Here is an 18,579-nt window from a genome sequence, read left to right on the forward strand (position 1 = left end):
CGTCCTTCCACATGTCAGATCGCTCCCGCCAGCGACCCAGGCGACCAGCGGACATTGTCTTCGACCATGACGTCGAGCGCGCGCGCCGCATCCTCGGAAAGCGCGATTTCGCCATCGGAAACCCTACCCGGAGCCATGACCACCCGAAAACGGTCAAGTATGGTGTTGCACACCAGATAATCCGGCGCATCGGGTTCGGCCGCGGGAGAAAGTGCCGTCAGCGGCCCCTCTCGGCTAAGCCGGACGGTGGCGATCGATTCGCGATCACAATGGACTTGCGGCCCTGCATCGAACACATCGACATAGCCCTCGAAACGGAAACCCTCGCGCTTGAGCATCGCCATCGCAGGTGCGCTGTCCTGATGCGGTTTACCGATCACCTCGCGCGCGCTTTCGGGCAGCAGGTTGATGTAGATCGGGTGCTTGGGCATCAGGTCCGCTATGAAATCGGATCCGCGCAGCGCACTGATGCGATCGGCGGTCGCGAAATCCATGCTGAGGAAGCGCGCGCCCACCGCGTCCCAGAAAGGACTATGCCCTTCGGCATCCTGCCAGCCACGCATTTCCGCCATCAGCAGCGGCGAGAACAGGTCGGGAAAGGCGGCCGCCAGCATATAGCGACTGCGCGCGAGCAAGCGCCCCGCCCCCGTCCCCTTGAGTTCGGGGCGCACCGCAAGCGTGCCCACTTCGGTCGTGCCGGTGTAATCATTGGCAAGCGACAGCATCTCCACCGTGCTGTCGATTCCGAGCGCCTGCGAGCGCTGAACCAGCTTCAGCCGCTTATACGAGAAGAAGCCATAAGGCGCGCCGACATGCGGATAGAGCGCGGCAGTGCCGAGCAACGCGCCGCTCGCCGGATCCTCCAGCACGAGCAGGAAGTGCGCCTCGGCACGCTCCACCGATCCCCTGAAACTCGCGACTGATCCCTCGACTTTCGCCGCCAGGCTTTCGCGATCGGCGGGCAAGGTCGTCATGCCCGGCCCCAGGCTTTCCGCAAGATCGACCAGCGCGTCGAGATCCCGCGTCTCTATCGGCCTAACCGCCCACATCAGCGTCCACCCTTTCCATTCGCATAGCTTTTTACGAGGCGGTACAGGAAGGCCCGCGCATCGAGCAACGACTTGACGCGAACACGCTCATCCAGGCCGTGCACGCCATTGCCATCCGGATCGACGAACACCGCCGATATGCCATAGGTGGGAATGCCGGCGGCGAGCAGGAAACGGCCATCGGTCGCCCCCGTGGAGATGCTGGGAATCACGGGCACGCCCGGCCAGATATCCTTCACGATCGCCTCGACAGGGGCCATGATCTCACGCGTCAACGGCGGCGCGGGCGAAACAGGCCCGGGTTCTCCATCCAATGCGATCTCGACCGAAGGGTCCGCGCCCGCCTGAGCCAGCACCCTGCGAATGTCTTCAACCGACTGGCCCGGCAGGATCCGGCAATTGACATTCGCCTGGGCATGTTGGGCCAATGCGTTGGGGGCATGACCGGCGTTGACCATCGTCGAAACGCAAGTGGTCCTGAGCGTCGCGTTCCAGACCGGCGAGGCGTCGGAAATGCGTGCATAGGCGGCGGCATCAGCCGTGCCCGCCCCGATCGCCTGCATGTCTGCGCGCTGCTGCCCTTCGTAAAGCGCGGCGGATTGCGCGAAGAAGTTGCGGGCGACCTCGCCCGGCGCGACGGGGAAGGCGAATGCACCGATACGGCCGAGCACATTGGAGAGCCGGGTGATCGCATTGTCCTTGCCCGGACGCGAGCTGTGCCCGCCCGGGCTCGTCGCCACCAGCTTGTAATCCTGATAGATTTTCTCGCCCGCCTGCACGCCGAACAGCACGGGCTTCCCTGCAGCATCCAGAAAGCCCTTGCCGCCCTCGTTGACGGCGAAGCCGGCCTTGAGCGCATCCGGCCGGGTCTTGAGCAGATATTGCACGCCGTTGAAGACCGAATCTGTCTCCTCTCCGCACGTCAGCGCAAGCTTGATCGTACGTCGGGGCTTGAATCCTTCTTCACGGTATCGGACGAGCGCGTCGACAAAGGCCGACGCCATCGCCTTGTCGTCGATCGCGCCGCGCGCGTAGAAATAGCCATTCCCCTCGACCAGCTTGAACGGATCGCGTTTCCAGTCGGATCGTTTCGCCTCGACCACGTCGATATGCGCGACCAGCAGGATCGCGGGCGCTTTCGCATCGCTACCGGGCAAGCGTGCGATCAGGTTGCCCTGTTTCGGAAAGTCAGGCGAGACGACCACCTCCGTATCGGCACGCGGCACGCCGGCCGCGATCAACCGGGCCTGCATCTTTTCCGAGGCAGCGGTGCAGCTTCCTTCAGAGAGCGTCGTGTTGGTTTCGATGAGTTCACGATAGAGATCGCGGAAGCGCGCCTCGTCATCGGTCGCGAACGCCGGCACGGCGGCCGCCAGTCCAGCGATCGCTGTCAATCCGCGCATGATCCTGGACGTTCGGTGCACGATTATCCCCCTCTTCATTCGTTCGTTCGCGATGACGGCCAGTCTGACCGTTCTAGACGTGAATCCCTTCATCGCGCTGTTGCATCCGGGCCAGTCACTTGCGCGATCGTGTCCATGAAGGCGAAGCTCTTACGGAGCGCGACCAGATGCGCATCGCGCGTCCCTTCCGGAGTGCCGCGCATCCAGCCATGATCGGCACCGGGAATGAACAGCGTTTCGACACGATTGCCCGTGGCGCGCAGCCGTTCCGCCATCTTCATCGACTGCGCGGCCGCGATCGTGGTGTCGCCCGTACCATGGACCAGCAGCATCGGCGGCGCGCCTTTGGGAATATGCGCGATCGGGCTGGCCGCCCTGGCGGACACGGCGCACTCCCCTTCGCATCCGAGCAACGCCGCCACATTGGCCGATCGATACTCCGACAGGTCGAACGGACCGTACCATGCGACGATGCCCTGAACGCAGTCGGCCTCGCCCGACGCCTTCGTCACGTCGCCACGCTCGGTGCGTCCGGTCGACGGCTCGGGTGCGAAGGCGGGATCGCCGCAGGCCAGCCCCGCCATCGTCGCCAGATAGGCCCCGGCCGATCCGCCCCAAAGAATCACGCGGACCGGATCGATGCCATAGGCACCCGCATTGGCGCGCAGATGACGAACCGCCGCGCGAACATCCTTGATCGCGGCGGGATAACGCGCTTCGCCGCTCAACCGGTAATTGACCGAGGCGACGACATAACCTCGCGCCGCGAGCGAACCCAAAACGCCCGGCCAATCGGCAAAGGCGGCGGAGGTCCGTGCATCACCGCGGCTCCAGCCGCCGCCATGCACCCAGATCACCAGTGGACGACGCCTGTCATTACCGCGTGCGGCGTGACGGTAGAGATCGAGCGTCAGCGGGCGATAGCCGACGAGATTGGCATATTCGACATTGGGCAGCGCGACGATCCCATCCGGGAAACGCGCCGGCGTGTCGGGGAAACGATCGTCCCGCACCGTCGCCGCTGCGATTTTGGTCGTGATATCGCGCCCGACAGGCGCGGCGGATGCCGCCGTGGCAGTCACCGCCATCGCCAAGACAAACCCGCGCATCGTTCCTCCTGCTCCTAGAGACGATCCAGCCCATACCGAACCGGACCGCCTCCCAATTTTTCCGTCCTCGCGGCAATTCCCGTGCCGTCAGGAGATTCCCCACGCATCGAAACCGCTCCGTTGGGAACATCATCGCCATCGAGCCTGTCACCCGCCTGTCAGCGCAGCCCGCTCGGCCAGACGAGCGCGACCAGCAGCCCGCCCATCGGCGACCGACCGAGCGCGATACGTCCCTGCGTCGCCTCAACCAGATCGCGGACGATCGAAAGGCCCAGGCCATGCCCCGGCCCCGCCTCGTCCAGCCGCCCGCCCCGCACGAGCGCGGCGGCGGCATGATCTTCCGCGATGCCGGGGCCGTCATCCTCCACCGACAGCGTCACGCCATCTGCGTCGGCGCTCCCGGAAACCTTCACCACCCGCCGGGCATGGCGCGCGGCATTCTCGATCAGCGCGCCGAGCAGTTCGGCAAGATCCTCGGCGGCGACCGGCGCGCGCAGCCCTTCGGGAAAGTCGCTATCGAACACGATGCGCTCGCCATGTTCGGTGCGCTCAATGACGCTGATCACGCCGTCGGTCACTGTTGCCGGACAGGAATCGGCGATTTCCGCCGCACCGCGCGCGGCGGAAGCGCGCGAGCGGGCAAGCTCGGCCTCCAGCGCGGCGCCAACCGCCGCGATCGCGCGATCGAGGCCATCGGCCGCCTCTTCGGCCCCGGCTGCACGCGCACGCCGGCTTTGCGCCACCAGCACCGCGAGCGGAGTCTTCAGGCTATGCGCCAGATCCGCCGCGCGCTTCCGCGCGCGCACCAGGTCGGCCTCGCGCGTGCCCGCCAGCGCGTTGATGCCGCGCGTCAACGGGCTCACCTCGCGCGGATAATCGTCTGAAAGGCGGGCCGCCGGACTACGGCGCAACCGGTCGATCTCCTCCTGGATACGCGCGAGCGGGCGCAGGCCGAGCCCGACCTGCGCATAGGCCGCGACCGACAGCGCCAGCCAGAGCAAGGCCAACGATCCGGCCATTTCGCGTCCGAATTCGGAATAGGCGATTTCGATCTCGCGATTGTCCTGCGCGACCTGCACCAGGACCGGAGGCCCGGTTCGATCGGGCCGGATCATCCGGCTGACGATCAGCAGCCCCTCTCGGAACGGCCCCATTTCGTGATCGGTGGTCCAGTTCGTCGCAGAGGGCCGTGATGGCTTGGGCAGCGATTGATCCCAAAGCGAGAAAGACCGCTGCGCACCCGTCGGGGTGGCAAGCTGCCAGTAGAGTCCGCTCGCCAGGCTCTCGAAACGGCTATCCTGTGGGGGGGAGTCGGCCACAGGCACTCCGTCCGATCCGATCCTGAGATCGGCGACCAGCATTTCGGCGGACCGGATCAATGCCTGGGTTTCGCGCCGCTCGACATGGCGCTGGAACAGCCAAGTCATGCCGAGCCAGGCGAGTGTCAGTGCGGCGAACAGGCCGATCGCCGCGCCCAGCAAAAGGCGCAGGCGCAGCGAGGCCAACTTCAAGGCCCGAACTCTTGCAGCATGTAACCAAACCCACGCCGCGTCTCGATCAACTCCGCGCCCACCTTGCGCCTCAGGCGCGCAACCAGTGCCTCGACCGCGTTGGCGTCGCCCGCATCCTCCACGCCATACAGCGCTTCGGCGATCTCGCCGGCGGAGACCGGCTGGCCCGGCCGATGCGCCAATATGTCCAGGAAGCGGAATTCGAGCGGCGACAGGCGCACCGGGCGGCCGTTGACCGTCGCCATCATGCGGCTGGTATCGAGCGCGAGCCCACCGACATTGAGCACAGGCGACAGATGGCCGGCGGTCCGCCGGATCAGTCCGCGCACGCGCGCGATCAGTTCGCCGGTGGCGAATGGCTTGGCGAGATAATCGTCGGCGCCCGCCTCGATCCCCTCGACCTTCTCGGTCCAGTCGCTGCGTGCCGTGAGGATGATGACGGGGAAGCTCCGACCGGCGGCGCGCCAGCGCTTGAGCACCGTGAGCCCGTCGAGCCGTGGCAAGCCGAGATCGAGCACCGCGACCGCATAATCCTCAACGTCGCCCTTGAACCAGGCGTCCTCGCCTTCGACGGCATGATCGACGAGGAAGCCGGCCGCACTCAGCGCGTCGACCAGATCGGCGCCGACATCGGGATCATCCTCGACGAGCAGAAGGCGCATCAGTCGTCCTCGATCTTGATCAGCGCGCCGGTGCGGGCGTTCAGCTCGACCTCGCGCACGCGACCGCTCGGGGCCAATATCTTGACCTCATATTTTATCCCCCATTTTTCAAGCTCGAGGTCGACCTTGATGACGTCGCCGGGCACCAGCTTTCGCGCGATCGCGATCGCCTTGGGCAGCGGCATCAGTTCGCGACGCTTCATCGCGGCGCGGATGATCGCCTGCTCCTCCTTCTTGCCTTCTATCCGTGGTCGATCAGTCGTCTTGCCCGCCAGCGACGGGGCCGCAAGCAAGCCGCCACCCGCCATAAGGACGGACGCGATTCCGATGCAGCGCAGAAGGGCATGGGTCTTCATATCGCCCTGCTAGCACGAATTTGCTGACGCGCCGCTGACGGCGCGTGCCGGGCGTGCGTCAGCAAGCATCAGGCAAAGGGCGACGAGCATCGAACAGGGAGTATCGACATGTCGTCCACATCGCGCGCCGCTATCGGAACCATGGCCTTCATGGCTGTGGCCGCGATCTCCACGGGATCGGCGCTCGCGCAAACCGCGGAACAGGCGGGCGTCACCGCCTTCGACGCCGATTATTTCGCGCGTTCGCAACCAGCCTCGGCGCTCGACATGGTCAACCTCCTCCCTGGATTTCGTCTTGCCGAAGGCAATGCCGAGCTTCGCGGCTATTCCGGCGCCGGCGGCAACGTCCTGATCGATGGCCAGCGGCCAGCCAGCAAGCAGGATACGCTCGAGACCATATTGAAGCGCATCCCGGCGCGCAGCATCGTCCGGATCGAACTGATCCGCAGCGGATCGGGTTTCGACATGCAGGGCCATGCAATCCTCGCCAATGTCGTGCGCAATCGCTCGGCGTCGCTCAACGGCCGCGTCGAGGCCGAATATGCCAATTACCGGCATGGCTATGACGCGCCACGCGTTGCGGGCGAACTGCGCTATGTGAACGGCGACCGCATCATCGACCTGTCGGGTGCGATCTATCGCGAGATCGACGACGAGCATGGCTTCGGCATCCGCAACCGCTATGCGGCGGACGGCGCGCCCGTCCGCCTCGCCACCTATGGCCAGCCGGAAGGCAACAATATCCGCGAGGCGGCCGCGAGCTATCAGCAGGGGCTGGCCGGCGGCACGGTGCGCCTGAACGGTCTCTACAAGATGAAGAAGATGTTCGCGAACATCAGCGACGCGGTCACCTTGCCCAGCCGCTTCGACGCATCGGGCACCGAGCGGGTGAACACAGAGGCCACCGAGCTCGGCCTGCATTACGACCGCGCACTCGGCGCGCGCACCCAGCTCGAATTCCTGGCGCTGCGCCGGACCACCGGGGTCGACGGCACCGACAAATCCTTCTCCCCCGGAGGCAGCGACGTGACGCGCGAGAATTCCGACGCGACCGAAACCATCGTCCGCACCGTGATCCGCCATCAGGCGGGCAGCCTTTCCTTCGAAGGCGGCGTCGAAGGCGCGCTCAACACGCTCGACAGCCGCAATGTGCTGGAAGAGGACGGGGTGGATATCCCCCTCCCCGCCGCGAACGTCCGTGTCGAGGAAAAGCGCGCCGAAGCCTTCATCATCACGACGTGGCGCGCAGCTCCCAGCCTGACCGTCGAGGCGGGCACGCGGTTCGAGATGTCCCGGCTGACGCAGAGCGGAGACAGCACGCTCAGCAAGTCGCTGTCCTTCCTGAAGCCGCGCATGCTGGTGCGCTGGACGCCGTCCAAGCGCGACGAGGTGCGCGCGCTGGTCGAGCGCGTGGTCGGCCAGCTCGATTTCGGCGATTTCGTCAGCTCCGCCTCGCTCACGGGCGGGAACGTCACCGCCGGCAACAAGGATCTGGAGCCCGACAGCCTGTGGCGGAGCGAGCTCGCTTGGGAACATCATATCGGCAACGGATCGGTGGTACTGAAAGCCCGTCACGAGGAGATCAGCGACGTCGTCGACCGCGTGCCGGTTTTCGACGGAGCCAGCGTGTTCGACGCGGTCGGCAATATCGGCGACGGCAAGCGCGACCAGCTCCAGATCGATCTGAACATGCCGCTCGATCAATGGGGCCTCAAGGGCTTCACCGTGCAGGCCAACGGCGTCTATACCCGCAGTCGCGTCACCGATCCCGTCACGGGCGAACGACGCGGCATTTCCGAAGACAAGCCGATCGACGCCAAGGTCAGCCTGACCCACGACCTGACCGCACTGCGCCTGCGCTGGGGCATCAACTATGTCCTGGCGGGCAAGGAAACCAGCTACAAGATCAACGAGATCGAGGTCGATCGCGTCTCCGACCGCGTCGACCTGTTCGTCGAATACAAGCCCGACGACAAATGGACGCTCCGCGCCTTCGCCAAGAATGTCACCGGCAGCCCGGTGGTGCGTACGCGGACGATCTATACCGGCCTGCGCGACACCTCACCGCTTAAATATCTCGAATTGCGGCGGCTCAACAGCGGTCCTTATTTCGGCCTGACCGTGCAGCGCGCGTTCGGCGACTGAAGATGCGCGTGCAAGGCTGGTGACAGCTAGTCCCGTCTAGCCTCCCCCCGGCGGACCATGCCGAGGGGGAGAGTGAGATGAAGATCAGGTCGTTTGCCGCGCCGGCATTGTTGGTGGCCACACAGCTTTGCTGCGCAGGCGTCCAGGCCGCACCCGCCAAACCCAGAGAAGGACGTCTGGACGCCTCGATCGACACCGAGGCGCAGGATCTGCAGACCCGGCTGGAAGCGATGCGCCACGATCAATATGCGATCCAGCAGCAACTCTACGCCGTGCAGTTTAATCAGAGCTATGGCGATCGCGTCAGGATGCAGCAACTACTCTACCCCAATCGCGACGGAGACATCACGCCCGCCTATATTTTCACTGCGCGGAACCAGCCTGAAACCGGCGCGCCAGCCCGCAGCAAGCCCGGCCTCGTGATCGTCCATGGCGGCTATCATGGCAATCTGGACAACAATATGTTCGTGCTGATCGCCAACGCCGTCGAGCGTGGATATGTGGTGATCTTCCCCGAATATCGCGGCAGCCGCGGCTATGGAAAGGCGCATTACGACGCGGTCGATTTCGGCGGCAAGGAAGTCGATGATGTCGTCGCAGCGGGCGAGCATCTGCTCAAGACCCATCCGGAGGTCGATCCGGCGCGGCTGGGCATCTATGGCCGCAGCAAGGGCGGCATGATCACGCTGCTCGCGATCGAGCGATTTCCCAAGCTGTTCGCCGCCGCCGTGCACAATGTCGGACTGGCCGACATGGTCGCGTACATGGCCTATAAGCCTGCCTTTCGCGGCGACGATATCGCCAAGCAACCGCGTTTCGGCGGCAAGGGTCCATCCGAGGATCTGGTTCCCTATATCGACGTCTCGCCGATCAACCATGTCGACCTGATCGAAACGCCCTTGCTCGTGCAGTCGACGACGGGCGACAGGACCGCGCCCGTCCAGCTCCACGCCGGGCGACTGATTGATGCGCTCAAGGCACGCGGCAAGGTCTTCGAGTCCAAAATCTACGACATGGCGCCGGGCGGCCATCTCTTCGCCCAGGCGGACAGCGACGCGGCGCGCGATGCGCAGGCGGCGGTATTCGATTTCCTTGGGCGATATCTCAAGCGCTGAACATCAGCGCCCGGCGATGGCCGACAGGAACGTCTCGAGCCCGATATTGCGGCCGCACAGAACGATCGCGACCTTCGCGCCGCGATAGCGTTCGGCCGCTGCGATGAAGCCCGCAAGCGCCACTCCGGCCGCACCTTCGACGATCCAGCGTTCGGTGCGCGCGATCCGTGCCATCGCATCGGCGATCGCAGCCTCGCCCACCGTCACCATGTCGTCGATCACCGCCTTGCAGATCGGATAGGTGACCGAACCGGCCTCGATCGCACCCGCCGTTCCGTCCGAAAGCGTCGGCCCTTCCTCGACATCGACAATCCCGCCCGCCTCGATCGCACGCAGCATACAGGGCGAATTTTCGGGCCAGCAGCCGACGATACGGAGGTCGGGCCGCAGCGCCTTCAATGCCGTGCCGGTGCCGCCGATCAGCCCGCCGCCGCCGACGGCGATGAACACCGCGTCGAGGTCGGGCGCCTGGTCGAACAGCTCCATGCCCAGCGTGCCCTGCCCCGCGACGATATCGAGATCGTTATAGGGGGAGACATAGGTCAGCCCTTCGGCAGCGGCCGCCTCGCGTGCACCGGTTTCGGCCAGGATCGGCGGCCCGTCGACCAGTACCAGTTCGGCACCCAGGGCCCGTATCGCATCGAGCTTCGACGGCACCGTCGAAGCCGCGACATGGACACGCACGGGAATACCCGCCAACCGCCCCGCCCGCGCCGCCGCCTGGCCATGATTACCCGTCGATGCGGTGACGATACCGCGCGTGTCGCCGGCTTCGGCCAGCAGCCGCAGCTTGTTGGTCGCGCCGCGCAGCTTGAACGATCCGGTCGGCTGATGGTGCTCGCATTTCAGCCAGACATCGGCGCCGAATTCGGCGGACAAGGCATGGCTCCGCTCCAGCGGCGTCACCGGCACCTGGGGACGGATCGCCGCATGCGCCTCGCGGATCCGGTCCAGCAAATCGGTCATCGACATACTCCCTTGCCTCGCAACAGTCCGCCTACTAGACATATCAGTCTAATTTGGACAATACAGAATATGCCAATATCTCCTGACTGCCCGGTGCTGGCGAATGCGATCGGAACCGCCGACGCCATCGCCGCGCTGTTTCGCCCCTTCGTCGAAGCGGTCGTCCATGATCTGCGATCGGATGCGGTCACGCACGTCGCCAATCCCTTTTCGCCAAGGACGATCGGCGACCCGTCCGATCTCGGCGAAATCCGCTTCGCGCCCGATGCCGTGGTGATCGGCCCCTATGACAAGGTGAATTTCGACGGCCGCCGCCTGCGTTCGATCTCGGTGGTGCAGCGCGACGCCGCCGGTACGCCCCGCGCGATGCTTTGCATCAATGCGGACGTCACCGAGTTCGATGCGCTCCGCCGCCTGCTCGGCACGATGCTCGGCGGCGAAGATGTCGGCACGTCGATCGACACGGCATTCCATGAGGATTGGCACGAACGGATCAACCGCTTCGTCGCTGCCTGGACGGCGCAGCATGGCCTGACCATCGCCCGGCTCGATCGCGAGCAGCGCCGCGCATTGATCGCCGCGATCCGTGATTCCGGCGGGTTGGAGCGCAAGCACGCCGCCGCCTATGTCGCCCGCATGCTCGGGGTTAGCCGAGCGACGCTCTACAACGAACTGGCCCGCTTGCGGGACCACGCGGCATGAGGGTTGCGGCACTTCCCGAGATCATGGCCGCGCTCGACGAGGATGACGCGATCGCCGCGATCGAGGACGGCTTCCGCCGTCTCGCGCGCGGCGAGGCGATGATCACACCGGTCGGCCATCTCGAATTTCCCCAGGCGCCCGGCGATTGCCATGTCAAGAGCGCGCATATCGCGGGCGACGACGCCTTCGTCGTCAAGGTCGCGACGGGATTCTACGCCAATCCCCGCCTCGGGCTCGAATCGAGCAACGGCTTCATGGCGCTGATGAGCGCGCGGACGGGCGAGATGCTCTGCCTGCTCTACGACCAGGGGCGGCTGACCGACCAGCGCACCGCCATGACCGGCACGATCGCGGCACGGCTGATCGCGCGTCCGGGTTCGTCGACTTTGGGTATCGTTGGTGCCGGCATCCAGGCACGCCTCCAGGGCGAGATGATCGCGCGGCGGCTCGGCCTGCCCGACATCCTCGTCCATGCGCGCAATCCCCAGGCGGCCGAAGCGCTCGCCGCCGACCTTGGCGGACGCGCGGCCGATCTGGAGTCGCTTTGCACTCACGCCGACCTGATCGTCACCACCACGCCCGCGCGCGCGCCGATCATCGACGACGCACTGGTCCGGCCCGGGACGCGGATCGTCGCTGTCGGCGCGGACACGCCGGGCAAGCAGGAACTCGATGCCCGCATCCTCGGCCGGGCACGCGTCGTGGTCGATGCGATCGAACAATGCGTTGATCATGGCGAGACCGGCTGGGCGGTGCGCGCCGGGCTGGTCGATCCGGCGTCGCTGCTCACCCTGGGTGATCTGCTCGACGCTCCGGTCAGCTTCGCCGAAGACGAGATCGTCGTCGCCGACCTCACCGGCGTAGCCATCCAGGACCATGCGATCGCCAGTTCGGTATGGCGTGCGATGGAGCGGCGCTGATCCGGAATCTCGAACTCTATATCACAGAAGATTCCGGCTTTCGCCGGAATGACCTGATAAGTGGCTATTTCACATATTTGTCCAGCCAGGCGAAGATCCGGGCATAGGCGTCGTCCCGCTCGGGCTGGTCGCCATGCATGAAGACATGGCCACCCGGCGCATTCTCGTAGATCTTGGCTTCATGCACCTTGTTGCGCGCCTTGAGCGCATCAAGCAGGCGCCCGGTATGGAGCGTGATCGGCGCGATCGTATCGCCCGTGCTCGCCATCACCAGCAAGGGCGTCTGGATCTTGTCGACATGGTTGATCGGCGAGACCGCCATATAGGCGGCAAGATTCTCGTTGGGCAGCTTGCCGCCGAAGCTTGGATTCTCGCGCGCGACCTCCTGCCGGCGATAATCGGGCTTATAGGCCATGTAAGCGACGAAATCGGTCAGCCCGACGACATCGACCGCCGCCTTGAATTTGGTCGGCTGCTGCTGGATCGCGAGCAAGGTGACCATGCCGCCACGGCTTTCGCCGACGATCGCGAGCCGGGCCGGATCGACAAAGGGCTTGCGCGCCACATAGTCCGCCGCCGCCAGCACGTCCGCCGTATCGGTCACGCCATAATCGTTGCGGAAATGGTTGGAGCCATAACCACGGCTGCCACGATATTCGGGAAAGATCACGACATAGCCGCGCTTGACCAGGCTGGTGATCAGCGGAAACCATTCGACATTGAACCGCTCGTGGAAACCGCCATGGACGAGAACCACCGCCGGGCGGCGCTCGCCGGCGGGAACGCCGTTCGCAGGCGTGAAGACATAGCCGGGAATGAGTTCGTTGCCCGAGGGATATTGGACGAAGTCGAGATTGGTCGTGCGACCATGCTTCAGCATGAATTCGATGCGGATATTCTGTTGCTGCGCCTCGAACACCTCGTGCTGGATGATCTCCAGCTTGGTCTCCGCATCCTTGGCATCGAGATTGATATAGCGGGTGAGCATCCCTTCCGCGGGTTCGGCGCCCTTGGCCGGTTTCTGCGCCATTGCGGGCATCGTGCAGGCCAGGATCGCCAAAGCGGCCAGAGTGGGACGGGTCATGCGCCTCATGCGGACTGGCTCCTTTCGCTGGCATCGGGTGACGGTTTCAATCGGCTGGCGAGTTCGAGATGGCGGCGCATCAACGTCGCAGCCCAGGCCTGGTCGCCGGCTTCGAGCGCATCCAGGATCTCGATATGCTCATGGCAGCAGGCGGCGATGCGATCATTGCCATAGGTCCAGCTATAGTTCTGGAAGCGGCGGATCTGGTTCTGCTGCTGCACCGCCTGATGGAAGAATGCGTTGCCCGAACACAAAGCCAGCGTCTCGTGGAAGTCCGCGTTCATCGCGAAGAAGCGCACCATCGACAATTGCCCCGGCGGGGTCGCCAATGTCTGCTCGTGATCGCGGCGGGATCGCGCGGCCCAGCGCCGATCGAGTTCGTATCCCGGCTGCTCCAGCGCGGCCGGCTCGACCACCAGGCGGAAGCGATAGCTTTCGTCATGGCTCTCGACCGAACGCAGCAGCGGCGCGAACCGCCAGCCATAGCCCGGGTTGCGCTCGATCACCCGGTCGCTCGCCATGCGCTGGAGCACGCGCAACAAAGTGCTGCGGCCGACGGGATAGTGCCGCAGCATATCGGCTTCCGAGAAATTCTCCTCGAGCCGGTGGTTCAGGAAATCCTGCGCGATCGCGACATAGAGCTCCTCTTCCTCGTCGGACGAGATCGGTGCCTGGGTGAGCGCGCGGATGCGTTCTGCCGATGCGATGACGTGATGGCCGCGGCGCGGCCCGGCGGGCGCAACCACCTTGAGTTCGGTCAATTGTTCCAGGGCCGATCGCACCGGCGTGCGCGAAACGTTGAGCGCCTCGGCCAGCCCGGATTCGGTCAGATGGCCGCCATCGTGCAGCGCGTGATCGCGGATATGCTCCAGGATCTGCGTAACGACCTTGCGCGAAAGCTTGCCGGGCTCCCCACGGGCATCGTCCTTGACCACATGCAGCGTCATTCAAGCCTCGCTCACGAATTTGGTGACCAGATAGGCGTCCAGTCCCTCGCTGCCGCCTTCGCTGCCATAGCCGCTATCCTTGATCCCGCCGAACGGCGTTTCGGGCCAGGTGATGCTGAAGCTATTGAGGCCGATCATCCCGCTTTCGACCTGATGACGGATCTGCGCCGCGCGGTCACGATTCTGGGTGAAGGCATAGGCGGCGAGGCCGTAGGGGAGCCGATTGGCTTCACCGATCGCATCCTCGATCGTGGTAAAGCGTCGGGTGAACGCGACCGGCCCGAACGGCTCGTCATGCATGGCCTGCGCCGTCAGCGGCACATCCGCCACCAGCGCAGGCGCGCGGAAATGCCCGGCATTGAACAGACGTTCGCCACCGGCGACCAGCCGTGCCCCCTGCGCCACCGCATCGTCGATCAGCGCGCCCACCGCCTGTTCGCGGCGGGCATTCACCAGCGGCCCCATATCGTTCGCGGCATCTAACCCGTTGCCGATCCGCATCACCGCCATCGCCTGCGCGAAGCGTTCGACGAACCGATCGTGGACACCGTCCTGGACGAGGAAACGAGTCGGCGATGTGCAGACCTGGCCGGCATTGCGGAACTTGGCGAGCACGCTCGCCTTCGCCACGCGCTCGATATCGGCATCGTCGCAGATGATGACGGGCGCATGGCCCCCCAGTTCGAGCGTGACGCGCTTCAACTGTTCGCCCGCCTGGCGCGCGATCAGCCGGCCCACCACGGTCGATCCAGTGAAGGAGAGCTTGCGGATCTCCGGATGGGCAATCAGCCGCGCGGAAATATCGGCGGGCACGCCGAACACGATACTGAGCACACCCTTTGGCAATCCGGCATCGTCGAGCGCGCGCGCAAGCGCAAGCGCGGTGCCGGGGGTATCTTCGGAAGGCTTGACCACGCAGGGGCAGCCTGCCGCCAGCGCCGGTGCCAGCTTGCGCGCGACCTGGCTGGCCGGGAAATTCCACGGCGCGAACGCGGCGACCGCACCCACGGGTTCGCGCAGCGCGGCCAGCATCGTCATGCCGGGGCGCGTCGGAATGACGCGGCCATAGGCGCGACGCGCCTCCTCCGCATACCAGTCGAAATAATCGGCGGACGCCGAAAGCTCGACGCGTGACTGGGCGATCGGCTTGCCCTGCTCGCGCGTCAGGATATGGGCGTTCTCCTCGATCCGTTCGCGCATCAGTTCCGCCGCACGACGCAGGATCGCGTAGCGTTCCATCACCGGTGTATCGCGCCACGAGCGAAATGCCTGCGCGGCGGTGTCCGCCGCGCGATCCAGATCGGCGCTGGTCGCCATCGGAAGCGCGCCCAGCGTTTCGCCGGTCGCGGGATCGAGCACGGGCGCGGTTTCGCGCGCATCCGCGCCGATCCATTCGCCGGCGACGAACAGGTGCAGCGCGGGATAGTCGTCGGCCATGCTCAATCGACCGTACCGAGCGCGGTACGGATCGTGTCGACGAGCACCCCGATCTGCTCCCGCGTGATGATCAGCGGCGGCGACAGCATCATCGTCTCGCCCGCGGTGCGAACGAGCACGCCCGCGTCGAAACAGGCCTGGTTGACGGCGGCACCGCGCGCGCCCGGCGCGCCGTCGCGCGGCGCGATATCGATCCCCGCGAGCAGGCCGAAGGTGCGGATGTCCACGACGTTCGGCGCATCGCGCAGCGAATGGATCGCATCCTCCCAGACCGGCATGATCGCGGCGCCCTGATCGAGCAGCCCATCCTGATAGACGTCGAGCGCGGCCAATGCCGCCGCGCAAGCGAGCGGATGCGCGGAATAGGTATAGCCGTGCGAAAGCTCGATCTGTTCTGCCGGCTTGGTCATGAACGCGTCATAGACCGCGCCGCTGACCAGCACGCCGCCCATCGGCACCGCACCGTTGGTCATGCCCTTGGCGCAGGTGATCAGATCGGGCGTAACGGCTAGCCGATCCGCCCCGAACATCGGCCCGGTGCGGCCGAAACCGGTGATCACCTCGTCGAAGATCAGCAATATGCCATGCTGGGTGCATAGCGCGCGCAGCCGTTCCAGATAGCCGATCGGTGGCGGATAGACCCCGCCCGAGCCGGTGATCGGCTCAACGATCACCGCCGCGATCGTCGCGGGATCGTGGAGCGTGATGAGTTGCGCCAGCTCCTCGGCATAATGCACGCCCTCCGCCGGCTGGCCGCGAGAAAAGGCGGAAACCGCAGGATCATAGGGCAGCGAGAGATGGTCGATATCGGGCAGCAGCGGCCCGAATTCGCGTTTGTGCCGGGCGATGCCGCCCACCGACAATCCGCCGAAATTGACGCCGTGATAGCTTTTGTGCCGGCCGATCAACCGCGTGCGATCGGGTTCGCCGCGCGCACGATGATAGCCGCGCGCGATCTTGAGCGCGGTATCGACCGATTCCGATCCGGAATTGGTGAAGAACACATGATCGATGCCCTCGGGGGCGGCCGCCGTCAGCCGGCTGGCCAGCTCGAACGCCGCTGGATGGCTCATCGTGAAGGACGAGACGAAATCGAGGCCAGCGGCCTGGCGCTGGATCGCCTGAACGATATGCGGCTGGCTGTGGCCGGCATTGACGCACCAGAGCCCGGCGATCCCATCGAGCACCTGCCGGCCATCGTCCGTCACGTAATGGACGCCGGATGCCCCCACGAACATGCGCTTCGCCTTTCGGAAAGCGCGCTGCGCCGTGAACGGCATCCAGAAGGATTCGAGCGAATTGGGCAGGGTCGCGGTCGCGTGCATCATCGATTCCACTTGCAGATGACAGTTGTATTTTTAATCCAATAAGTACATTGCTATCGCGATTGCCGCGCCATGGCAAGCTGGGGAGGAAAAATATGCGTCGCATGGTCCGGACAATGCTGGGCGCGACGGCCGGGCTGCTGCTCGCCGCCAATACCGGCCCGACGCCCGCCGACCTCATCCTGCGCAATGCCGCGATATGGACGGTCGATCCCGCGCGACCGACGGCGAAGGCGGTGGCGATCGCCGGCGAGCACATCGTCGCAGTGGGCGCCGAAGACGATATCGAGCGGCATCATGGCGCCAATACCCGCGTCATCGACCTGCGCGGCGCGATACTGCTCCCTGGATTCACCGACGCGCACACCCATTTCGGCAATGCCGTGGACGCCTTCTTCACCGCGCGCGTCGTCGATATCGGCACCGATGCAGCATTGGCAGAACGGCTGCGCGCCGCAGCCGCGCACATCCCCAAGGGGTTCTGGATCACCGCATTCGACCTTCAAGCCTTTGCAGCGGGCGCCGCGGCAAAACGGCGCGATACGGCATTCACCCCCTTCACGCCCTCGCTCGCCGCACTCGACGCCGCCACCCCCGACCACCCAGTGCTGATCCGCGGCCATGACGGGCGGGCTTTCGTCAATTCGCTCGCGCTGCGCCTCGCACGGATCGAGCGGAACACACCCAATCCGCTGAACGGCGAATATGTGCACGACCGATCGGGCGCGCTGACCGGCGAGCTCAGGGGATCCGCCGCCACCCGCATGGCGGCGACATTGCCGTCGCCCACGCGCGCCCGCGCGCTGATTGCCGCGCGTGCGCTGATCCGAACGCTCAACGCGCAAGGGATCACCGGCATCCACGACGTCGCGCGGATCGACGCGCTGTCGCAGGAACGCACGCCATCGGTCGATGTCGAGCGCAGCTACACCAATCTCGATCTCTTCCGCGATCTTCAGAAATCGGGCGATCTGGACGTCCGTGTCGATGCATTGCTGCCGCTCGCCGGCTGGCGCAATTATGCGCAGCTCGGCATCCGGCCCGGCACCCGCGAAGGGCGAATCCGCTTCGGCACGCTCAAGGCGTTCATGGATGCATCCTATATGTCGGCACCGTTCGCCAACGCGCCGAACTGGCGCGGCGGACTAAGCTACCGCGTCGACGATCCCTCCAGACTCCGCGCCGACGTGATCGGCGCCGATGCGGCGGGCTTCGACATCGCAATCCACGTGATGGGCGATGCCGGCCATGCCATCGTGCTCGACGACTACGCCGCCGCGATCGCCGTCAACCCGCCACGCGACCGGCGATTTCGTTTGATCCATATGTGGTATCCAAGCGCCACCCAGATCGCGCGCGCCGGCGCGATGCGGCTGATCGCGGACATTACGCCATCGCAGCTGATCGAACAGCTCGGCTCCATCGACGACGCCCTGGGCCCGGCGCGCGCAGCCGGCGCCTTTCCCTGGGCAAGTGCCGCAGCGGCGGGCATGACGATCGACATCGGATCGGACTGGCCCGGCAGCTTCGACGGCATTTCGGTTTCGCCCAACAATCCGCTCGAAAATATCTTCTACGCCGTCACCCGCCGCCATATCGGCGACAAGACGGCTGGCTGGTACACGCGCGAGGCCCTGACCATCGACCAGGCGATCGCCGCCTACACCGCCAATCCGGCCTGGGCCGCGCGCGAGAACGGCGAACGCGGAACGGTCTCTCCAGGCAAGCTCGCCGATCTGGTCGTGCTGTCGCAGGATATCCGCAAAATCCCGCCGGAGCGCATTCCAGACACCCGCGTGCTGATGACACTTGTCGGCGGCCGGGTCGTCTATCGAGCTGATCCTTGAA

The 18,579-nt window shown here is 65.4% G+C and carries 16 protein-coding genes; 5 read left to right on the top strand and 11 right to left on the bottom strand.

The genetic code is table 11. The features are described 5' to 3' along the window. Positions 1-14: 14 nt before the first annotated feature. The 6 genes from ACODTA_RS04925 to ACODTA_RS04950 form a co-directional block, all read right to left on the bottom strand. Positions 15-1,049 (bottom strand): arginine N-succinyltransferase, encoded by a 1,035-nt coding sequence (locus ACODTA_RS04925; protein WP_489064678.1) that lies wholly within the window; start codon positions 1,047-1,049, stop codon positions 15-17. Next, a complete protein-coding gene (locus tag ACODTA_RS04930; RefSeq protein ID WP_489064679.1) occupies positions 1,049-2,452 on the bottom strand; it encodes a M20/M25/M40 family metallo-hydrolase in 1,404 nt (467 codons plus the stop codon). Before ACODTA_RS04930 ends, ACODTA_RS04925 begins: the two co-directional genes overlap by 1 nt. A gap of 89 nt (positions 2,453-2,541) precedes the next feature. Further along, positions 2,542-3,561 (bottom strand): alpha/beta fold hydrolase, encoded by a 1,020-nt coding sequence (locus ACODTA_RS04935; RefSeq protein ID WP_489064681.1) that lies wholly within the window; start codon positions 3,559-3,561, stop codon positions 2,542-2,544. A 158-nt stretch (positions 3,562-3,719) separates the two neighbouring features. Further along, the gene (locus ACODTA_RS04940; protein WP_489064683.1) at positions 3,720-5,072 is read right to left on the bottom strand and encodes an ATP-binding protein; all 1,353 of its coding nucleotides are present in this window, start codon (positions 5,070-5,072) and stop codon (positions 3,720-3,722) included. Beyond that, the gene (locus ACODTA_RS04945) at positions 5,069-5,734 is read right to left on the bottom strand and encodes a response regulator transcription factor (RefSeq protein WP_489064685.1); all 666 of its coding nucleotides are present in this window, start codon (positions 5,732-5,734) and stop codon (positions 5,069-5,071) included. The genes ACODTA_RS04940 and ACODTA_RS04945 overlap by 4 nt, the downstream gene beginning before the upstream one ends. Further along, the gene (locus ACODTA_RS04950) at positions 5,734-6,090 is read right to left on the bottom strand and encodes a PepSY domain-containing protein (protein WP_489064686.1); all 357 of its coding nucleotides are present in this window, start codon (positions 6,088-6,090) and stop codon (positions 5,734-5,736) included. Before ACODTA_RS04950 ends, ACODTA_RS04945 begins: the two co-directional genes overlap by 1 nt. A 108-nt stretch (positions 6,091-6,198) precedes the next feature. Here ACODTA_RS04950 and ACODTA_RS04955 point away from each other — a divergent pair, with 108 nt between their 5' ends. Further along, positions 6,199-8,235 carry a TonB-dependent receptor plug domain-containing protein gene (locus tag ACODTA_RS04955; protein WP_489064687.1) on the top strand — a complete coding sequence of 679 codons (2,037 nt, stop codon included), beginning with the start codon at positions 6,199-6,201 and terminating at the stop codon, positions 8,233-8,235. A gap of 77 nt (positions 8,236-8,312) precedes the next feature. Continuing rightward, complete coding sequence (locus ACODTA_RS04960; RefSeq protein WP_489064688.1) at positions 8,313-9,350, top strand: alpha/beta hydrolase family protein; 1,038 nt, start codon at positions 8,313-8,315, stop codon at positions 9,348-9,350. A gap of 3 nt (positions 9,351-9,353) precedes the next feature. Here the strand turns inward: ACODTA_RS04960 and ACODTA_RS04965 are convergent, their stop codons facing one another. Continuing rightward, on the bottom strand, positions 9,354-10,316 hold the full coding sequence (locus ACODTA_RS04965) for a threonine/serine dehydratase (protein ID WP_489064689.1): 963 nt from the start codon (positions 10,314-10,316) through the stop codon (positions 9,354-9,356). 69 nt (positions 10,317-10,385) lie between these two features. Here ACODTA_RS04965 and ACODTA_RS04970 point away from each other — a divergent pair, with 69 nt between their 5' ends. Continuing rightward, positions 10,386-11,018 carry a helix-turn-helix transcriptional regulator gene (locus ACODTA_RS04970; RefSeq protein ID WP_489064690.1) on the top strand — a complete coding sequence of 211 codons (633 nt, stop codon included), beginning with the start codon at positions 10,386-10,388 and terminating at the stop codon, positions 11,016-11,018. Further along, positions 11,015-11,938, top strand: a complete 924-nt coding sequence (locus ACODTA_RS04975; RefSeq protein ID WP_489064691.1) for a Rossmann-fold NAD(P)-binding domain-containing protein — start codon at positions 11,015-11,017, stop codon at positions 11,936-11,938. Before ACODTA_RS04970 ends, ACODTA_RS04975 begins: the two co-directional genes overlap by 4 nt. Positions 11,939-12,002: 64 nt before the next feature. Here the strand turns inward: ACODTA_RS04975 and ACODTA_RS04980 are convergent, their stop codons facing one another. The 4 genes from ACODTA_RS04980 to aptA are packed head-to-tail and all read right to left on the bottom strand — an operon-like array spanning position 12,003 to position 16,731. Then, the gene (locus ACODTA_RS04980; RefSeq protein WP_489064692.1) at positions 12,003-13,022 is read right to left on the bottom strand and encodes an alpha/beta hydrolase family protein; all 1,020 of its coding nucleotides are present in this window, start codon (positions 13,020-13,022) and stop codon (positions 12,003-12,005) included. Positions 13,023-13,027: 5 nt separating this feature from the next. Further along, a complete protein-coding gene (locus tag ACODTA_RS04985; protein ID WP_489064693.1) occupies positions 13,028-13,969 on the bottom strand; it encodes a GntR family transcriptional regulator in 942 nt (313 codons plus the stop codon). Further along, positions 13,970-15,406 carry an NAD-dependent succinate-semialdehyde dehydrogenase gene (locus tag ACODTA_RS04990; RefSeq protein WP_489064694.1) on the bottom strand — a complete coding sequence of 479 codons (1,437 nt, stop codon included), beginning with the start codon at positions 15,404-15,406 and terminating at the stop codon, positions 13,970-13,972. A 2-nt stretch (positions 15,407-15,408) separates the two neighbouring features. Continuing rightward, positions 15,409-16,731 (bottom strand): omega-aminotransferase AptA, encoded by a 1,323-nt coding sequence (gene aptA / locus ACODTA_RS04995; RefSeq protein WP_489064695.1) that lies wholly within the window; start codon positions 16,729-16,731, stop codon positions 15,409-15,411. A 95-nt stretch (positions 16,732-16,826) separates the two neighbouring features. Here aptA and ACODTA_RS05000 point away from each other — a divergent pair, with 95 nt between their 5' ends. Then, positions 16,827-18,578 carry an amidohydrolase gene (locus tag ACODTA_RS05000; protein ID WP_489064696.1) on the top strand — a complete coding sequence of 584 codons (1,752 nt, stop codon included), beginning with the start codon at positions 16,827-16,829 and terminating at the stop codon, positions 18,576-18,578. The last annotated feature ends 1 nt before the right edge of the window (position 18,579 follow it).

Source organism: Sphingomonas sp. FG14 (assembly GCF_057809675.1).